Source organism: Aeromonas sp. Y318-3, assembly GCF_027706185.1.
In the GTDB taxonomy this organism is placed as follows: domain Bacteria; phylum Pseudomonadota; class Gammaproteobacteria; order Enterobacterales; family Aeromonadaceae; genus Aeromonas; species Aeromonas veronii.
The window spans coordinates 16,722-32,244 of record NZ_JAPDCN010000010.1 but is presented as its reverse complement, the minus strand read 5'-3'; the positions used below and the strand labels follow the sequence as shown (position 1 = coordinate 32,244).

General features: G+C 58.5%; 20 protein-coding genes and 1 pseudogene. 6 read left to right on the top strand and 15 right to left on the bottom strand.

Annotated elements, in window-relative coordinates; genetic code table 11:
• Positions 1-21: 21 nt before the first annotated feature.
• The gene (locus OKB77_RS14530; protein WP_150390512.1) at positions 22-639 is read left to right on the top strand and encodes a riboflavin synthase subunit alpha; all 618 of its coding nucleotides are present in this window, start codon (positions 22-24) and stop codon (positions 637-639) included.
• A 174-nt stretch (positions 640-813) separates the two neighbouring features.
• On the opposite strand, the gene OKB77_RS14525 is transcribed toward OKB77_RS14530, so the two are convergent.
• The 4 genes from OKB77_RS14525 to OKB77_RS14510 form a co-directional block, all read right to left on the bottom strand.
• Positions 814-1,017 carry a CPXCG motif-containing cysteine-rich protein gene (locus tag OKB77_RS14525; RefSeq protein WP_150389036.1) on the bottom strand — a complete coding sequence of 68 codons (204 nt, stop codon included), beginning with the start codon at positions 1,015-1,017 and terminating at the stop codon, positions 814-816.
• Between the two features lie 262 nt (positions 1,018-1,279).
• On the bottom strand, positions 1,280-1,939 hold the full coding sequence (gene hxpB / locus OKB77_RS14520) for a hexitol phosphatase HxpB (RefSeq protein ID WP_042055900.1): 660 nt from the start codon (positions 1,937-1,939) through the stop codon (positions 1,280-1,282).
• A 127-nt stretch (positions 1,940-2,066) separates the two neighbouring features.
• Positions 2,067-3,245, bottom strand: a complete 1,179-nt coding sequence (gene purT, locus OKB77_RS14515) for a formate-dependent phosphoribosylglycinamide formyltransferase (protein WP_150389037.1) — start codon at positions 3,243-3,245, stop codon at positions 2,067-2,069.
• 85 nt (positions 3,246-3,330) lie between these two features.
• Complete coding sequence (locus OKB77_RS14510) at positions 3,331-4,221, bottom strand: DMT family transporter (RefSeq protein WP_139732184.1); 891 nt, start codon at positions 4,219-4,221, stop codon at positions 3,331-3,333.
• Between the two features lie 226 nt (positions 4,222-4,447).
• Here OKB77_RS14510 and OKB77_RS14505 point away from each other — a divergent pair, with 226 nt between their 5' ends.
• Positions 4,448-5,035, top strand: a complete 588-nt coding sequence (locus tag OKB77_RS14505) for an FMN-dependent NADH-azoreductase (protein ID WP_270817872.1) — start codon at positions 4,448-4,450, stop codon at positions 5,033-5,035.
• Between the two features lie 198 nt (positions 5,036-5,233).
• Here the strand turns inward: OKB77_RS14505 and OKB77_RS14500 are convergent, their stop codons facing one another.
• The 4 genes from OKB77_RS14500 to OKB77_RS14485 all read right to left on the bottom strand — a co-directional run bounded on the left by OKB77_RS14500 (position 5,234) and on the right by OKB77_RS14485 (position 7,617).
• Entirely contained in the window at positions 5,234-5,413 is a 180-nt protein-coding gene (locus tag OKB77_RS14500; RefSeq protein ID WP_019445847.1) for a hypothetical protein, read from the bottom strand.
• A 163-nt stretch (positions 5,414-5,576) separates the two neighbouring features.
• A complete protein-coding gene (locus OKB77_RS14495; protein WP_019445848.1) occupies positions 5,577-5,765 on the bottom strand; it encodes a DUF4250 domain-containing protein in 189 nt (62 codons plus the stop codon).
• 2 nt (positions 5,766-5,767) lie between these two features.
• On the bottom strand, positions 5,768-6,232 hold the full coding sequence (locus tag OKB77_RS14490) for a MarR family winged helix-turn-helix transcriptional regulator (RefSeq protein ID WP_005336856.1): 465 nt from the start codon (positions 6,230-6,232) through the stop codon (positions 5,768-5,770).
• A 170-nt stretch (positions 6,233-6,402) separates the two neighbouring features.
• Complete coding sequence (locus OKB77_RS14485; RefSeq protein ID WP_199415494.1) at positions 6,403-7,617, bottom strand: UPF0149 family protein; 1,215 nt, start codon at positions 7,615-7,617, stop codon at positions 6,403-6,405.
• 231 nt (positions 7,618-7,848) lie between these two features.
• Here OKB77_RS14485 and OKB77_RS14480 point away from each other — a divergent pair, with 231 nt between their 5' ends.
• Both OKB77_RS14480 and OKB77_RS14475 read left to right on the top strand, forming a co-directional pair.
• Entirely contained in the window at positions 7,849-8,709 is an 861-nt protein-coding gene (locus OKB77_RS14480) for a CvfB family protein (RefSeq protein WP_005336853.1), read from the top strand.
• 1 nt (position 8,710) lies between these two features.
• A complete protein-coding gene (locus tag OKB77_RS14475) occupies positions 8,711-9,022 on the top strand; it encodes a DUF1289 domain-containing protein (RefSeq protein WP_110303768.1) in 312 nt (103 codons plus the stop codon).
• Between the two features lie 55 nt (positions 9,023-9,077).
• Here the strand turns inward: OKB77_RS14475 and OKB77_RS14470 are convergent, their stop codons facing one another.
• Positions 9,078-9,401, bottom strand: a complete 324-nt coding sequence (locus OKB77_RS14470; RefSeq protein WP_005336851.1) for an HI1450 family dsDNA-mimic protein — start codon at positions 9,399-9,401, stop codon at positions 9,078-9,080.
• A gap of 147 nt (positions 9,402-9,548) precedes the next feature.
• Between OKB77_RS14470 and OKB77_RS14465 the strand changes: the two genes are divergently transcribed.
• Positions 9,549-9,677: a hypothetical protein gene (locus OKB77_RS14465; RefSeq protein ID WP_265177014.1), complete on the top strand. Its 129-nt coding sequence runs from the start codon at positions 9,549-9,551 to the stop codon at positions 9,675-9,677.
• Positions 9,678-9,680: 3 nt separating this feature from the next.
• Here OKB77_RS14465 and mtgA read toward each other — a convergent pair whose 3' ends face one another.
• The 5 genes from mtgA to minC form a co-directional block, all read right to left on the bottom strand.
• Positions 9,681-10,472: a monofunctional biosynthetic peptidoglycan transglycosylase gene (gene mtgA, locus OKB77_RS14460; protein ID WP_190973237.1), complete on the bottom strand. Its 792-nt coding sequence runs from the start codon at positions 10,470-10,472 to the stop codon at positions 9,681-9,683.
• Entirely contained in the window at positions 10,457-10,783 is a 327-nt protein-coding gene (locus OKB77_RS14455) for an HI1450 family dsDNA-mimic protein (protein ID WP_005352317.1), read from the bottom strand. Before OKB77_RS14455 ends, mtgA begins: the two co-directional genes overlap by 16 nt.
• 197 nt (positions 10,784-10,980) lie before the next feature.
• A complete protein-coding gene (gene minE / locus OKB77_RS14450; protein WP_005336848.1) occupies positions 10,981-11,247 on the bottom strand; it encodes a cell division topological specificity factor MinE in 267 nt (88 codons plus the stop codon).
• A gap of 2 nt (positions 11,248-11,249) precedes the next feature.
• Entirely contained in the window at positions 11,250-12,062 is an 813-nt protein-coding gene (gene minD / locus OKB77_RS14445; protein ID WP_005336847.1) for a septum site-determining protein MinD, read from the bottom strand.
• Positions 12,063-12,080: 18 nt separating this feature from the next.
• Positions 12,081-12,800, bottom strand: coding sequence for a septum site-determining protein MinC (gene minC, locus OKB77_RS14440; RefSeq protein ID WP_058056865.1), 720 nt, complete (start codon positions 12,798-12,800; stop codon positions 12,081-12,083).
• Positions 12,801-12,907: 107 nt separating this feature from the next.
• On the opposite strand from minC, the pseudogene OKB77_RS14435 reads away from it, so the two are divergent.
• Positions 12,908-13,185: pseudogene (locus OKB77_RS14435) on the top strand (YcgL domain-containing protein).
• An 855-nt stretch (positions 13,186-14,040) separates the two neighbouring features.
• Here OKB77_RS14435 and OKB77_RS14430 read toward each other — a convergent pair.
• Entirely contained in the window at positions 14,041-15,411 is a 1,371-nt protein-coding gene (locus OKB77_RS14430; protein WP_270817871.1) for an L-serine ammonia-lyase, read from the bottom strand.
• Positions 15,412-15,523: the final 112 nt, after the last annotated feature.

The following is a 15,523-nucleotide window of genomic DNA, read 5'->3' as shown; positions in this document are numbered from 1 at the left end:
ACCAGAAACAAAGAGGTGATGATGTTTACCGGAATTGTGCAAGGTGTGGCCGAGCTGGTCGCCATCGAAGAGCAACCCAACTTCCGTACCCATGTGATCCGCATGCCAAGCTTGGCGTGGGGGGAAGGGCTGGCCCTCGGCGCCTCGGTCGCTCACAACGGCTGCTGCTTGACCGTCACCCGGGTCGAGGGGGATCTGGTCAGTTTCGATCTGATGCAGGAGACCCTGCGTCTCACCAACCTCGGCCTGTTAAAGATGGGGGACAAGGTCAATGTGGAGCGGGCTGCCCGCTTTGGTGACGAGATCGGCGGTCATGCCATGTCTGGCCATATCATCGGCATGGCGGAGGTTACCTCGGTGATCGACACCCCCAACAACCGTCAGGTGTGGTATCGCCTCGCTCCCGAGCTGATGAAATATGTGCTGACCAAGGGGTATATCGGCATCGATGGCATCAGCCTGACCATCGGTGAGGTGCGCGAGCGGGAGTTCTGCGTCCACCTGATCCCCGAGACCCTGGCCCGCACCAACCTGGGTTGGGTCAAGGCTGGCTGGCAGACCAATATCGAGATCGATCCCCAGACCCAGGCCATCGTCGATACCGTGGAACGGGTGTTGGCGGCACGCGCGGGTCACTGAAAGGAAACGGCTCGGTTTCAATCGCCTCATAAGCAAGGGCCTGCAGTGTGCAGGCCCTTGTTTTTTACATGGTGAAAATATCCACTCAACCTTCTATGACTCGCAGTCACAACATCTGCTCAGCTCTTTGCGACTTGCAGGCAAAACAGCTGTTCGGCCTTTTGTGACTCGTAATCAAAACAGTTGCTCGTCGTCTGCATCCACAAACAACTGCAAACAGTCGCGGGCTTCGTCGCGGTGAAGCCGCAGGTGGATCGGATTGCAACAGGCCATGCAATCTTCGTAAAACTCCTGATCACCCTGGCTGGCATCCAGCTCGACCTGGGTATGGTGGCCACAGTGGGGGCAGACGATGCGCTTGCTGGTGTACTCGATCATGATAACCTCCTCGGGCCCTGAGGCCACCTATCTACCCTGATTCTAGTCGGGCTGCAGGGGGTTAACCGCGAGCAAACGCACGTTTATGACAGAGATCAAGCCTTAGAAATGGCAAGGCCCAACTGGTTGCGTGGGCCGTTCAGGATAAGAGCCGTCTGGTTGCTGATCGCGGGTGACAAGAGGGGGATTGCCAACGGTTGTTTGGCAATAACAGGGGGCCAGCTGCCCCCTGCGAGTAGGAGATGGGGTGCGTAACGAGGCGTTACGCGACCCAGCTGGCCAACATGTCGGCATTCAGCTCGGCCAGCGAGCTTAGCTGGTAGTTGGCGATGGCCAAACGTGGGTCACCCACTAAAGCGGGATCCGGCACGATCAGCGCGGTCATGGAGGCCGCCTTGGCCGCCAGCAGGCCGGTAAAGCTGTCTTCGATGGCCAGACAATGAACCGGCTCTACCCCCAGTTTCTCGGCGGCGTGGATATAGACATCCGGGTGCGGTTTGCCGAAACGCTCCACCTCTGCGGAGTGCACCGCCATAAAGCGATCGCGAATGCCAAGTTTGCCGAGCACCGCTTCTACCATCGCAAAGGGGGAGGAGGTGGCCAGACCCACTTTCAGGCCGCGGGCTTCGATAAGGTCGAGCGCCTCCAGCACACCGGCTTTGGCCTGACCTTCGGAGAGGATCAGGGCGTTGACCCGATCCAGAATGCGCTGTACCACCTCTTCCTGAGTTGGGCCGCTCCACGGGCGCAGGCGATACCAGTGGGCAACCAGCTGATCGATGCGCACGCCGATGGTCGACTCACAATCCTCGACCGTGTGGGGGTGACCCAGTTCGGAGAAAACGGCGATCTGGGCCCGTTGCCAAAAGGGTTCCGAGTCGATCAGAACACCATCCATATCGAAGATCACGGCAGCTAACATCTTGTACTCCTGACAAATTTGAGGAGGGGGATTATAAGCCTGACGGGGAAATGCAAAAGGGGCATTGCAATGCCCCTTGCGCCCGATCACATCGGCAAACGTTTGTTTTGCTATGGCAAAAAAGTCCTTAGAACAGCACTTCGACCTTGGCGGCCACGGCTTCGGCTTTCTCTACCGCATCCTGGCAATCCGCTGCGCGGGCCAGCGCCACGCCAAGACGGCGGCGACCGGCGATCTCCGGCTTGCCAAACAGCCGCAGCTGAGCGCCCGGCACCAGTGCCAATGCCTCATCAATCCCCTGATAGCGGATATTCTGGCTGTGCCCTTCGCGCAGCACCACGGCAGAGGCGCTCGGCCCGTACTGGGTGATGGTACCGACCGGCAGCCCCAGAATGGCGCGTACATGCAGGGCGAACTCGGAGAGATCCTGCGAGATCAGGGTCACCATGCCGGTATCGTGGGGACGCGGCGAGACTTCGCTGAACCACACTTCATCGCCTTTTATAAAGAGCTCGACTCCGAACAGGCCGTAACCACCGAGGGCCTCGACCACCTTGGCCGCAACCTCTTTGGAGCGGGCCAGCGCCAGCTCGCTCATCACCTGCGGCTGCCAGGATTCGCGGTAGTCGCCATCTTCCTGCCGGTGGCCGATAGGGTCGCAGAAGTGAATGCCATCGACGGCGCGTACCGTGAGCAGGGTGATCTCGTACTCAAAGGGAACGAAGCCCTCGACGATCACCTTGCCACGACCGGCGCGGCCACCCTCCTGGGCGTAGGTCCAGCTCTCATCGAGCTTGGCGAGATCGCGCAGCACGCTCTGTCCCTTGCCGGACGAACTCATCACAGGTTTCACCACGCAGGGCAGGCCGATAGCCTCGACGGCGGCGACAAACTCCTCCTTGCTCTGGGCAAAACGGTAGGGTGAGGTGGGCAGACCCAGGGTCTCGGCGGCGAGGCGGCGGATCCCTTCCCGGTTCATGGTGAGCTGGGTAGCGCGGGCGTTGGGCACTACCTTGACCCCTTCTTGCTCAAGGGCTGCCAGGGTATCGGTGGCAATCGCTTCAATCTCGGGGATGATGAGGTCGGGTTTAACCTCGGCAACCAGGGCACGCAGGGCGTTGCCATCGAGCATGTCCAGCACGTGGGCTGCGTGGGCCACCTGCATGGCGGGGGCATTGGGGTAGCGGTCGGCGGCGATCACTTCGATCCCGAACCGTTGCAACTCGATGGCGACCTCCTTGCCAAGTTCGCCGGAGCCCAGCAGCAGGGCACGGGTGGCGCCGGGGCGGGTTGCGGTTCCAAACATACGATCTCTCCTGATGTCGATGGTCATTGTTGATGATCGCTATTACACAAATAGCGGACAAAAAAAGAGGCACGCATGGCGTACCTCAGGAAACGGGTTTGTGAGCGCGCTGCTCCAGATGGGTCAGCAAGGTAATGGCGCCAATGATGATGGCGGCGCCAAGCCACAGACGGCCGGGGGGCGCCCAGCCAAATACCAGCCAGCCCGCCAGCACGTTCATCGGCAGCTTGGCAAAATCGAAGGGCTGCACGAAGGAGGCCTCCGCCACGCTGTAAGCGCGGGCGATGGACATCTGGGCCAGCGCCGTCAGCACACCGGAGGCGGCTACCAGCAGCCACTGGCTCTCGCTCGGCCACTGCCACTCTGGCAGGGCCAGCATGACGTTGAACGGGGTACTGAAAATAAGCAGGTAGACCACTATGGTGTGGGATGATTCGTTGGCTGCCTGATAGCGCACCATCAGGGAGTAGCCGGCCCAGAACAGCGCCGCAGCCACCGGCAGCAGGGAGGCCCAGTTGAATTCGTCAGTCCAGGGGGCGAGGATCAGCATGGCGCCAGCAAAGCCCGCCAGGGTGGCCAGAATGCGGGCGCGGCTCACCTGCTCCTTGAGCAGCAGGGCGGAGCCCAGGGTGGCAAACAGCGGCGAGGTCATTAGCAGGGCGATCCCCTGCCAGATGGGGACGGGGTACGCCAGCGCCCAGAGCCAGAGTTGGATGCCGACTACCGCCAGCAATACCCGCAACAGGTGCAACCGGAACTGATTGGTCATCAGGGATTGGCGCAAGCCATGGCGAACCAGCCAGGGCAGCAGGCAGATCAGGGCGATCAGGTATTGATGGAAGGCGACCTGAGTAGAGGCAAGGCCGAGTTTGAAGCTGACATACTGGCTCAGGCTGTTGACGGCGGCGAAGCAGAGTCCTGCCACCATCATCCAGACTGCACCGGCCAGAGGAGAGTGCCTGCGCGAGGGTATCATGGGATCCGGGTCGCTGGAAAAAAGTGCGGCGGATCATAACGGCAATCGTTTGTTCTGCCAAGGGTTGAAGCGCGGCCGCAGGGTTGGCTGGCGAGGAAGTGGCCTTGCATCAAAAAATTTGAACAAGTTGAGCATCTATTTTCGTTATCAGCAAATAAGCACAATGTTTAGAGTGACCTCCATCGACAGCAACGCTGTTCAACCGACAACCAAATGGAGTTTCACCATGGCCAATATCCTCGTACTCAAATCCAGCATCCTGGGTCAATATTCCCAATCCAACGCCCTGATCGACGGCTTCCTGGCTGACCATCAGGATGATGTCGTCACCGTGCGTGATCTGGCAGCCCTCAACCTGCCGGTGCTGGATGGCGAGCTGGCCTCCGGCCTGCGCGGTGGTGACAATCTCAATGAACGTCAACTGGCGGTGATCGCCCAGTCTGACGAGCTGATCGCCGAACTCAAGGCGAGCGACTTGGTGGTGATTGCGGCCCCCATGTACAACTTCAACATCCCGACCCAGCTGAAAAACTGGATCGATCTGGTGGCTCGCGCTGGCGTCACCTTCCGCTACACCGAGACCGGTCCGGTGGGGATGGTTGAAAATACCCGTGCGCTGGTGATCAGCCCCCGCGGCGACATGCACGTCGGCAGCGCCACCGATCTGGTCACCCCCTACATGCGTACCGTGCTCGGTTTCATCGGTATCAAAGAGGTGGATTTCATCTACGCCGAGGGGATGGGTATGGGCCCGGATGCCCAGAGCAAGGGGATGGAAGCGGCCAAAGCGCAGCTTGAGGCTCTGGCTATCTAAGGGCTCTCTCTATAAGGGCTATCTATCCCGTTAGGGGTTATCTCTTCAGGGGTTGCCCCGCCAGATACAAGAACGCAGCCATCAGGCTGCGTTTGTTTTTTGGCTTGGTGTGATTGCGACAGACGTTATTGCGACAAGACCGTAATGCTACAGAGAGTATCGCGGCAAGCGGTCGGTATAGACGTTCCGGCGGAGTCACTACTCCATCATAAAGCGGCGACAACCGCGCACCAGTAGCAGCGCCACCGTGACCAGCAAGCCAAGCAAGAGGGTGGTCAGCCACTGTTCGGTACTTTGCGGCATGTGGGGCGTGAAGAGGCTGATCATCAACAGGGTACAGAGCGTGATCAACAGGCTCTGTCGGGTCATCAATATCATGGGGTCATCCTTGGTTTGCTCACCTGAAACGATTTTAATGCCCTCTTGTGACAGGGTGATGTATCCGTGCATCACCCTGTTGGGGCTCTTCAGACCATATCAGGTTTTTACCGCAGAGCTAGCGCCATCACTGGCGCTGTGATCCCGATCCCGCTAGCTCTCTTTATCTGAACTGTTTCTGCGCTGGCTGGTAGTGAAAATCGCCGCTGGCGAGCCGCGCTTCCAGTGCTGCCTGATCGATCTCCTGCGCCTTGCAGAGATCATCCAGATCGTCATATCGATCACGCAGCTGCATATTGACGACGCTCAGCAGCATGTTGATGTCCATGGTGGCGAACTTTTTCAAATCCATGATTATTTCTCCCGATCCAGTGATTGCAGCTGCTCGATGGCGGCGCTGACGCTGTGCAGATGCTGACGGATCGCCTCGCGGGATTCGCTTGGCAGATAGTCGGTCAGGGTATGTTGCCAGCTGCCCGCTTCGCTCTTGAGTTGCAGGAAGAGGGCGAGCCCGGCATTGGTGAGGGAGACCAGGCTGATGCGTTTATCCTGCTCGCTGCTCTCGGTAAAGATGATCCCTTTTTCGACCAGACGGCGGATCTCGCGGGAGATGCGCACCTTGTCCATGCCGCTCGCCTCGACCAGCTCTTTCTGGCTGATGGGGTAATTGGGGCCGAGCACCATCATCAGGCGCCACTGCGGCACGGTCAGCTGGTAGCGCTGTTCATAAAACTGTTCGAAGGTATCCCGTAGCATCTCGGCGGCATGTACCAACTGATAGGGCGGGTAGTGAGCGAGTAACGCTATGATTTTTGACATATTACACCCTGCTGTGACGGCTGCATCAGATGCAGTTTCTTTTGATACTTTGACATTGATGATACGAAACTCAAGCTGATTTGTCTGACCCGGTTGCGATGAAATGTGCGGTGGCGCACGCCCTCAAGGAAAAACCGAGTCTGACCGACGGGATTTTAAGCCAACGCTGTTCAGCCTTTACGCAACCAGATGAGGGCGTTTTGCTTGAGCCAGGCCTCGCGTGTGTGGATAGCGTAGAGCGCGGCCTCGTCGCGGCTGCCCGCTTGCCAGCTTTGTGGCTCCTGTTTGGGCAGCTTGCGCTGACCCAGCAGGCAGGCCGGAATGTGCGGGTTGGCCTCGATGGCGACCAGCAGATGGGGCTTGGCTACCTCGGCACCCTCGGTGGCAAAGACCATCAGCGCCTTGTTGTAGAGCAACCAGCTGGAGGCTTCATCGAAGCGCACCAGCAGGGCGGCCAACGCCTGCCAATCCCCTTGCAGGGCATAGAGGGTGGAGAGGTTGTAGCGGCAACCCAGCTCATCGGCCATGCAGATTGTCAGCAGCGCCAGATACTCGGCTTTGGCCTCGCCCAGCTTGCCAAGGCGCAGCAGGCAGTCGGCGCGGCCGGCTCTGGCGGCCAGCAGAGGGCGCAGCTCGGGGGCACTCCAGCCGTGGCCGGCGGTTTGCTGCCAGAAGGCTTCATCAAAGAGCGGAGTGGCATCGGTGATGATCTTCTCGAACCAGCCGAGGCGGGCCTGATGATCGCGGCAGCTGTCGGCCAGCTCGAACCAGGTCTGCCACTGTTGGGCCTGCTCGCCATTGAGGGCCACATCAGCGCTGGGGGCGGCCTGATACTGGTCGAGGTTGAGCAACTGGTTGAGGGCGGTTTTCATATTCTGGCGCTGTCGTTTGCAGAACTCGACAAAGGGGAGTTCGCTGGCGGCTGCGCTATAGAGCATCTGGGCCATCTGCTTGTCGCGAAACAGGCTCAGCTCGGCGGCCAGACTGAAGCGGTACTGGGTGGTCGGGTCGTTCAAATCCTTCGGCTTGGGCCAGGTGGCAAAACCCATGCTGAAGCCATAACACCATTGACCGAGGGGGTGGCTCTGTTCGAACACCTGCTCGGGGTTATCGCTGGGCAGGCGACACTGGCTGGGTAGGGCCAGCTGGGCGTCGTCGGCTTGAGATTCCAGCTCGGCGATCAGGTGGTTGAGGGCTTCTGCGCTTTTTTCATCCAACTCGGCATCCTGTTCCAGCAAACCAGCCAGCGGGCGTTGCCAGTCAGGGCTTTCCGGCCCCACCAGACGAGCACAGAGAAAACCGTGCAGGGCCGGGTAGGTCATATCCTGATCGCTGTGGCTCTGGATCCATTGATTAAGATGGCGGGTACGAGTGGATGGGTTCATCGACAGTTCCTCTGGATTTGAACAGCCGCGAAGTCTACCTAAAAGTGGGGTTATTTGCAGCAAATGGCCGCCTGTTTGGCGATTTAATCACCATTGGCGGATAAGATAGGGGCGAAAGGGCGGCTCGTGGTGGCTTGGGGACTAGGCCGGATCACCGCTCTTGAGGTAACATGCGCGCCCATAGGGGCCATGATCAATTGGCCCATCCGGGTAATGAAAAAAGAGAGCACCATGATACAGATTGGCAAGATGAACACCCTCACCGTTGTTGAACTCGAAGACCGTGGCGCCTGGCTTGCGGCCGATGAGTACGGTGAACTGCTGCTGCCCAAGCGTCAACTGCCGGAAGGGGTGAAAGAGGGGGATAGCGTGCAGGTCTTCCTCTATCTGGATGCCGATTGCGAACCGGTGATCACCACCGACAAGCCATTTGCCATGGTGGACGAATTCGCCGGTCTGAAAGTGGTCAATGCCAACAAGATTGGTGCTTTCCTCGACTGGGGCATGAAAAAGGATCTGTTTGTGCCGAGCCGCGAGCAGAACAAGCCGATGCAGGTGGGCCACGTTTATCTGGTGCGTCTGCAACTGGATAACGAAGGGCGCATGGTCGGCACCAGCCGCATCGAGCGTTTCCTGACCCCGGCCGGCAGCAACTTCAAGGTCGGTGACGAAGTGACTGCGCTGCCGGGGGAGCACTCGCCCCTTGGCATCAAGGTGATCGTCAACGGTCAGTATCCCGGCATGCTGTTCAAGAACGAAGTGTTTGGCCGAGTGATGACCGGTCGGCCGCAAACCGCCTGGGTCAAGCAGGTGCGCGAGGATGGCAAGCTGGATCTGACCCTGCAAAAGCCGGGTCTGGCGCGGGTTGATGACGCTGGTGAGCGCATTCTGAGCCGGATGAAAAAGCAGGGCGGCAGTCTGGCGGTGGGTGACAAGAGCGAACCCGAGCTCATCTACAAGCTGTTCAGCATGAGCAAGGGCACCTTCAAGAAGGCGATCGGCGGCCTCTACAAGCAGGGCAAGATTGTCATCGAAGATAACGCCATCACTCTGGTGGCCACAGAGACCGACTCGGCAGTGGATAGCGAATAAGATGCCGAGTCCCTGTGTTGGCCTCTGCAAGGCGAAAGATGGGCTTTGCCTTGGTTGTGGCCGCACCCTGACCGAGATCGGCCACTGGTCGGCGATGGATAGCAAGGCCCAGCTGGCGGTGATGGCCGAGCTGAATGGCTCGAAAAGCACCCACCGCTGTCCGGGTTGTGGCGAACCGGCCTATTGCGCCGTCTCTGCCGGTCAGACCATCGCCCAGTGCTGGTGCAGCCAGTTGCCGGCAATGCCGATGCAGGAGGCCAGCGCTTGCTGGTGCCGCCGCTGTCTGGCCAAGGCCATCGCGGCGCAGGATTAGCAGAGAACAGCAATAAGAGTGCACAGAAACAAGAAAGGCGCCGATGGCGCCTTTTTTATGCCTGCTGCTGGCGATGCCAGCGCACATGCACTTGATCTTCGGTCAGCAGACGGGGCAGCAGGAAGGTGGCGAAGATCACCTCAAACTCATCCTGATGATCCAGCAAACCGACCCACACTTCGACCCAGCGCTCCATATCGACCGGCTCACCCAGCTCGGTCGACCAGTCGGCATTGGGCAGGGTTGCCTCCACGGCGCCACGCTGCTCAAACTCCAGGGTGATGTCGACTATTTGTTCGGGGGCCAGCATATCGGCGGCCTGCTCAAGAAACTGATCATAGGCCCATTCGACCAGCTGATCCGGGGTACGCTGTTCCATGAAATCACTCCAGATACATCGAGGTTCGCTACTGTAACAATTATTGGCTGTGGCGGCCAGACCAGTACGCCGGGCGTGGCTGGCCTGTCCAAGTTGCCGTTGGGGGAGTATGGTTAAGGCGCGGATCATCTGGCAGGGAGTAAGGGGATGAAGCAGCGGGGACGGCGGCAACAGATCAAGCGACGGCGCGAGGCCTGGTGGTGGCACTATCTGCCACTCCACCACGAGACGGTGGGCGGCCATCTGGGCCCACCGGAGAAACCCGATGAGCCCTGAGGATCAGTCGGCCTGATGCACCCGATTGAGGGTGATCTGGCCCAGTTGCCCCATCTGGCGGCGGATCCAGACCGAACGCTTCTGCACATAGGGTGACGGGGGCTTGACCCGATAGCGCCACGGATTGGGCAGGGCGGCGGCCAGCAGGGATGACTCGTAGCGGGTCAAGCGGCTGGCCGGTTTGCCAAAGTAGGTGCGGGCAGCTGCTTCGGCGCCATAGATGCCGGGGCCGAACTCCACGATATTGAGATAGACCTCGAGAATACGGGCCTTGTCCCAACCCAGCTCCATCAGCAGGGTAAACCAGGCCTCCAGCCCCTTGCGCAGGAAGCTGCGATCACTCCACATAAAGAGGTTCTTGGCGGTCTGCTGGCTGAGGGTGCTGGCACCGCGCACCCGTTCGCTGTGCTGGTTGTGCTTGAGCGCGGCGTTGATGGCATCCATGTCAAAGCCGTTGTGATCGGCAAAGCGCTGATCCTCGGCTGCGATCACCGCCAGTTGCAGCTCTTTGGAGATGGACTCCAGATCTACCCATTCATGGCGCACCTGGGTGATCTTGGCGTGCGGAAAGAGGGCCCGCTCGATACGCCAGCTCCACATCGGCGGATCGATAAAACGGAGTAAGGCGACCGAGCCAACCGAGCAGAGCAGCCCGGCCAGCGCGATCTTGCCTGCCCACCTCAACACCCGGCGCCCAAGGGATGCAGATGGACGCTCAGGGGCCACAGAGTCAGGGTCAGACTCCCACTGATAGTGGCTGGGATCATCGGGATCCGGAATTATTGGGGCAACCATTCGATGTGGCAAAACTTCTCGTCAACACGGCGGGAGAGCAGCATACGGGCAAACAAGTGCTCATACTCTTGTTCTTCATTGCCAAGGCCTACCCAGATCTCGGCATAGTCGGTATCGCTCACCGCAAAACCCACGTCCGCTTCCCAGTCATCGGCCGGGTCGGTTTCGGCCAGCAGGCCGCGATCGTTGAACTCCTGATTGAAGCGGGCGATCTCCTGCTCCGGCAGGTTGTCAGAGGCCAGCTCCATAAAGAGTTCGAGGGCGGTATCGAGCAGTTCCTCGACGCTGTGCATTTCGTCATTCATAGACATAAGCGGTCTGTTCCAGAAAAGAGAAAAAGGTGCCAGCGCAGATCACTGCCTGCGGGGCGGCGCTATTCTAGCGGTCGGCAGACCCCTTGGCGAGATGAGGCGAGCCGCTGTGGCCTGTTTTTGTGCCAATAAAAAACCGGATCCAGTGACAGGATCCGGTCTTCATTGGGGGAAGGGGTCACGCATAGGGCGTCAGCTCATCCCTTCTTGTCATCGGCGAAGGTGATGTTGAGCTCCAGTACCGACAGCTCATCACTCTTCTGATCCAGTTGGACGGTTATCTTCTCCGGATCAATGTTGACGTATTTGCGGATCACATCGAGGATGTCCTGCTTGAGCTGGGGCAGGTAATCCGGCCCCCCTCTGGATGAACGCTCGTGAGCAACAATGATCTGCAACCGCTCTTTGGCCAGTTGTGCGGTGTTCTGTTTCTTGTTGGAACGAAAATAATCCAATAATGACATGTTTAACTCCCGAACAGTCGGCTAAAGAAGCCCTTCTTCTCTTCTTCCAGAAAACGAAATTCCTTGGCATCGCCCAGCAGGCGGGACACCGCATCTTCGTAGGCCTGACCGGCATCGGACTCCTTGTCCAGAATAACCGGTTCGCCGGAGTTGGAGGCGCGCAGCACCGCCTGGGACTCCGGGATCACCCCGAGCAGCGGGATGGCCAGGATCTCCTGCACATCCTGCACGCTCAGCATGTCGCCGCGGTTGACGCGGGTCGGGCAGTAGCGGGTCAGCAGCAGATGCTCCTTGATTGGGTCTTCGCCACGCTCGGCGCGGCGGGACTTGGAGGCCAGGATACCAAGGATGCGGTCGGAGTCACGCACGGAAGAGACTTCCGGGTTGGTGGTGACGATCGCTTCATCGGCAAAATAGAGCGCCATCAGCGCGCCCGCCTCGATCCCCGCCGGGGAGTCGCAGACGATGTAATCGAACTTCATCTCCGCCAGCTGATCCAGGATCTTCTCGACCCCCTCACGGGTGAGGGCATCTTTGTCCCGGGTCTGGGAGGCGGGCAGGATAAACAGATTTTCCGAGCGTTTGTCCTTGATCAGCGCCTGATTGAGGTTTGCTTCCCCGTTGATGACGTTGACGAAGTCATACACCACGCGCCGCTCGCAGCCCATGATGAGATCCAGGTTTCTCAGACCGATGTCAAAGTCAATGACCACTGTCTTGTGACCACGCTGGGCTAAGCCGGTGCTCAGGGCCGCACTGGTTGTGGTCTTGCCAACGCCACCTTTACCCGATGTAACGACTATGATTCGCGCCATTCTCGCTTCCTTGTAACTCTATTTGATACGGTCTATTCGGAGTTGTTCGTTGTCCAGCCGGACATGTACCGGTTGCTGGATCAGGCCTGCCGGCAATGCATCGCTCAGCTGGAATGTGCCCGCGATGGAGAGCAGCTCGGCCTGTAATTGCTGGCAATAGATCCGGGCCTGGGTGTTTCCCCGGGCACCGGCAATGGCTCTGCCACGCAGGGTGCCATAAATATGAATGCTGTCGTCGGCGAGCACTTCAGCTCCCGGACTGACGGACCCCAGCACCACCAACGAGGTGCCGGCGGCATAAATCTGCTGGCCGGAACGAACCGGTCCCACATGTACCTTGCTCGGGATCAAGGGGGCGGGTTCGGGCTCGGGAACCACCACAGGAGCGGCTGGCGCGGGGGCAGGCTCGGGTTCCGGTTCGCTCTTGCGACTCTTGCCCGAGGCCATTACAGCCAGTCCCACCGCCTTGGCGGCTGTCTTCATCTCTTCACTGCGCGCCCCCGTGATGCCAACCAGCACAAACTCTTCGGACTCCACCAGCTCCTTGAGCTGTTCGAAATCGGGAATATGTTCCAGTCGGGAAACATTGATCACCAGCGGCGCGCAATTAAAAAAGTAGGGTGCCTGGGCCACTTTTTCGGCCAACAACTGACGTATCCGCTCAGGCTCGCCATCGCTGATATGCAACACAGAAATAGTGAAGGTGGTCCCTTTCAATTCGTTATCGCGCTCAACCATGAATCTTCCCCGAGGCAGAGATGCTAATCCGTTATTGTTATTCAATTCCTGATGTTATAGTTTGCCCCCATCAGAGGCAATAAACTCGTCGGATTATATCAATTTCCATGTTGTGTGCAGTCTATAAAAGTCGCAAAAAAGCCGAGACCTACCTTTTTGTTGAAAAAAGAGAGGATTTCTCCCGCGTTCCCGAGCCATTGCTGAGCGCATTCGGGCGTCCCGAGCTGGTGCTGATGACCAAGCTGGATCCGGCCAAGCCCTTGGGTCTGGCTGATGTCGGCAAGGTGATGGCCGCGCTGACCAACCAGGGGTTCTACCTGCAGGTGCCGCCGCCCCTGAGAATTTGCTGGAGCAGCACAAGGCCAGCCTGAAAAAACCATCCTGAATATCCAGCCCCGTGGTGCGTTCTGCCCAGCGGGGCTAATTCTTTGTGACTCTGCATGACGCATTCCGGCTCCGGAGAGGTAGCTTGCGATAATCCCGTGACAGGATCTGGCCAAATTAAACCCTCCCTTTGGTGATATTCACTTTTCGCTGTTTAAATAGAAAGTCAATCTGCCCCCAACACCATATCTTCAACCTTTGCTGGCGCTCACAAAAATAGCGAGTGGCGCGTACTCATATCCTCCATTTCAACGGCTATTGGCTCATTCATCGATTATTTTCAGCCTCTTCCTTGGGCGCTTTTTTGGCCTCCACTGCGTGATGATTTGTCCATCAAAGGGCGCGTAAAGAGGGCGATGATAACTGTGCTAAAACCAGTTTGCGCGATGCGCTGTGGCCAAAATGATGAGCTAACCCCCTGTTTGTGTGCTTGATTGTTTGCCCTGATCACGAAAGTGCCACATAGGTGGAAATCAATGTGGCGGCGTGATAATCCGCAGGGGGAGTGGTAACCGCGTCTTGCCAAACAAGGGTATGCCCAAAGTGGAGGGGATTGAGCTTAGGGGCCATCTCGATATCGATTAGTTGTGAAACCGTGACAGGGGCAAGATAGCGGGTAAAGGTTACTGGCAGGGTAGAACGTCGCTTCCAATCCATTGAGACGAGTTAATCAAGGTATGTAATTGGAGAGGTATTTAGAAAAAGCAATCAGCATCGCAGTGGCGTAGCAGGGACATATCAGCGACGCCCTACAGTGAAATGGTCGGTATGCCGGTTTAAGTGCCCGGCATCCCATCTGGGCAGTAAAAAAGGCGGGATATCCCGCCTTTGTTCAGATGAGGGTCGCAACCCCTATTTATTCGCAGGCAACCTGCATCACCTTGATGGCCAGACCGCCACGGGAGGTTTCACGGTACTTGGAGTCCATGTCCTTGCCGGTGATGTACATGGTCTCGATCACCTTGTCCAGGGAGACGCGCGGCTTGGAGGTACGACGCAGGGCCATACGGGAGGCGTTGACAGCCTTCATGGCTGCGATGGCGTTACGCTCGATGCAAGGCACCTGTACCTGACCGGCAACCGGATCACAGGTCAGACCCAGGTTGTGCTCCATGCCGATCTCGGCAGCTTCGCAGACGTGCTCCAGGCTACCGCCCATCAGCTCGGTCAGACCGGCAGCGGCCATGGAGCAGGAGACACCCACTTCACCCTGACAGCCCACTTCGGCGCCGGAGATGGAGGCGTTCATCTTGTAGAGGATGCCGACGGCACCGGCAGCCAGATAGAAGCGGGTGTACTCGTCGCGGCCAACCGGCTGGATGAACTTGTCGTAGTAAGCCAGTACGGCCGGGATGATACCGGCAGCGCCGTTGGTCGGGGCAGTGACCACTCGGCCACCGGCAGCGTTCTCTTCACTCACGGCCAGAGCGAACATGTTGACCCAGTCAACGATGTTCATCGGGTCGCTCGAGAGGTTCTCGTTGGTGTTGAGCTGACGGTAGAGCGGTGCGGCACGACGGGGTACGCGCAGCGGGCCGGAGAGAACACCTTCGGTACGGCAGCCGCGCTCGATACCTTCACGCATGGTGTTCCAGATCTTGCCGAACTTCTTGTAGATCTCTTCCGGAGTGTTGAAGCACTTCTCGTTTTCCATCATCAGGGCAGAGATGGAGAGACCGGTCTGGCTGCAATGGGCAACCAGCTCAGCGGCGCTCTTGAACGGATAGCGTACGGACATGTCGCCGCTGTCAGCCTTGCCGAAGTTCTCTTCGTCAACGATAAAGCCACCACCGATGGAGTAGTAGGTCTTGCTGTAAACCACTTCATCTTCGATCAGGGCAGTCAGCTTCATGCCGTTTTCGTGCAGCGGCAGGGCTTCGTCGTGGAATACCATGGCGTCGCGCGGGAAGCTGACGGTGTGGCAGTGCAGGCCGATCGGCAGGCGCTCGGTCTGCTCAACACGGGAGATAAACTCGGGGATGGCATCGATATCAACATTTTCCGGCAGGTTGCCAGCCAGGCCCATGATGATGGCAGTGTCGGTATGGTGGCCTTTGCCAGTCCAGGAGAGGGAGCCGTAGACATCGACATTGATCCGGGTTACATCGCGGATCTTGCCGCCCGCGCGCAGCTCGTCAACAAACTGTTTGGCCGCTTTCATCGGGCCAACAGTGTGGGAAGAAGAGGGGCCTACACCGATTTTGAAGATATCAAAAACGCTGATCATGTCACTATTACCTCAGGGTAGAAGGGGGCGGCATGCCCACTCACAGAAATTTGGGAGATCCATGGAGCGCGCTTGTCAGCGCAGGTCACAGAACCAGATAACCGTAGTGTAA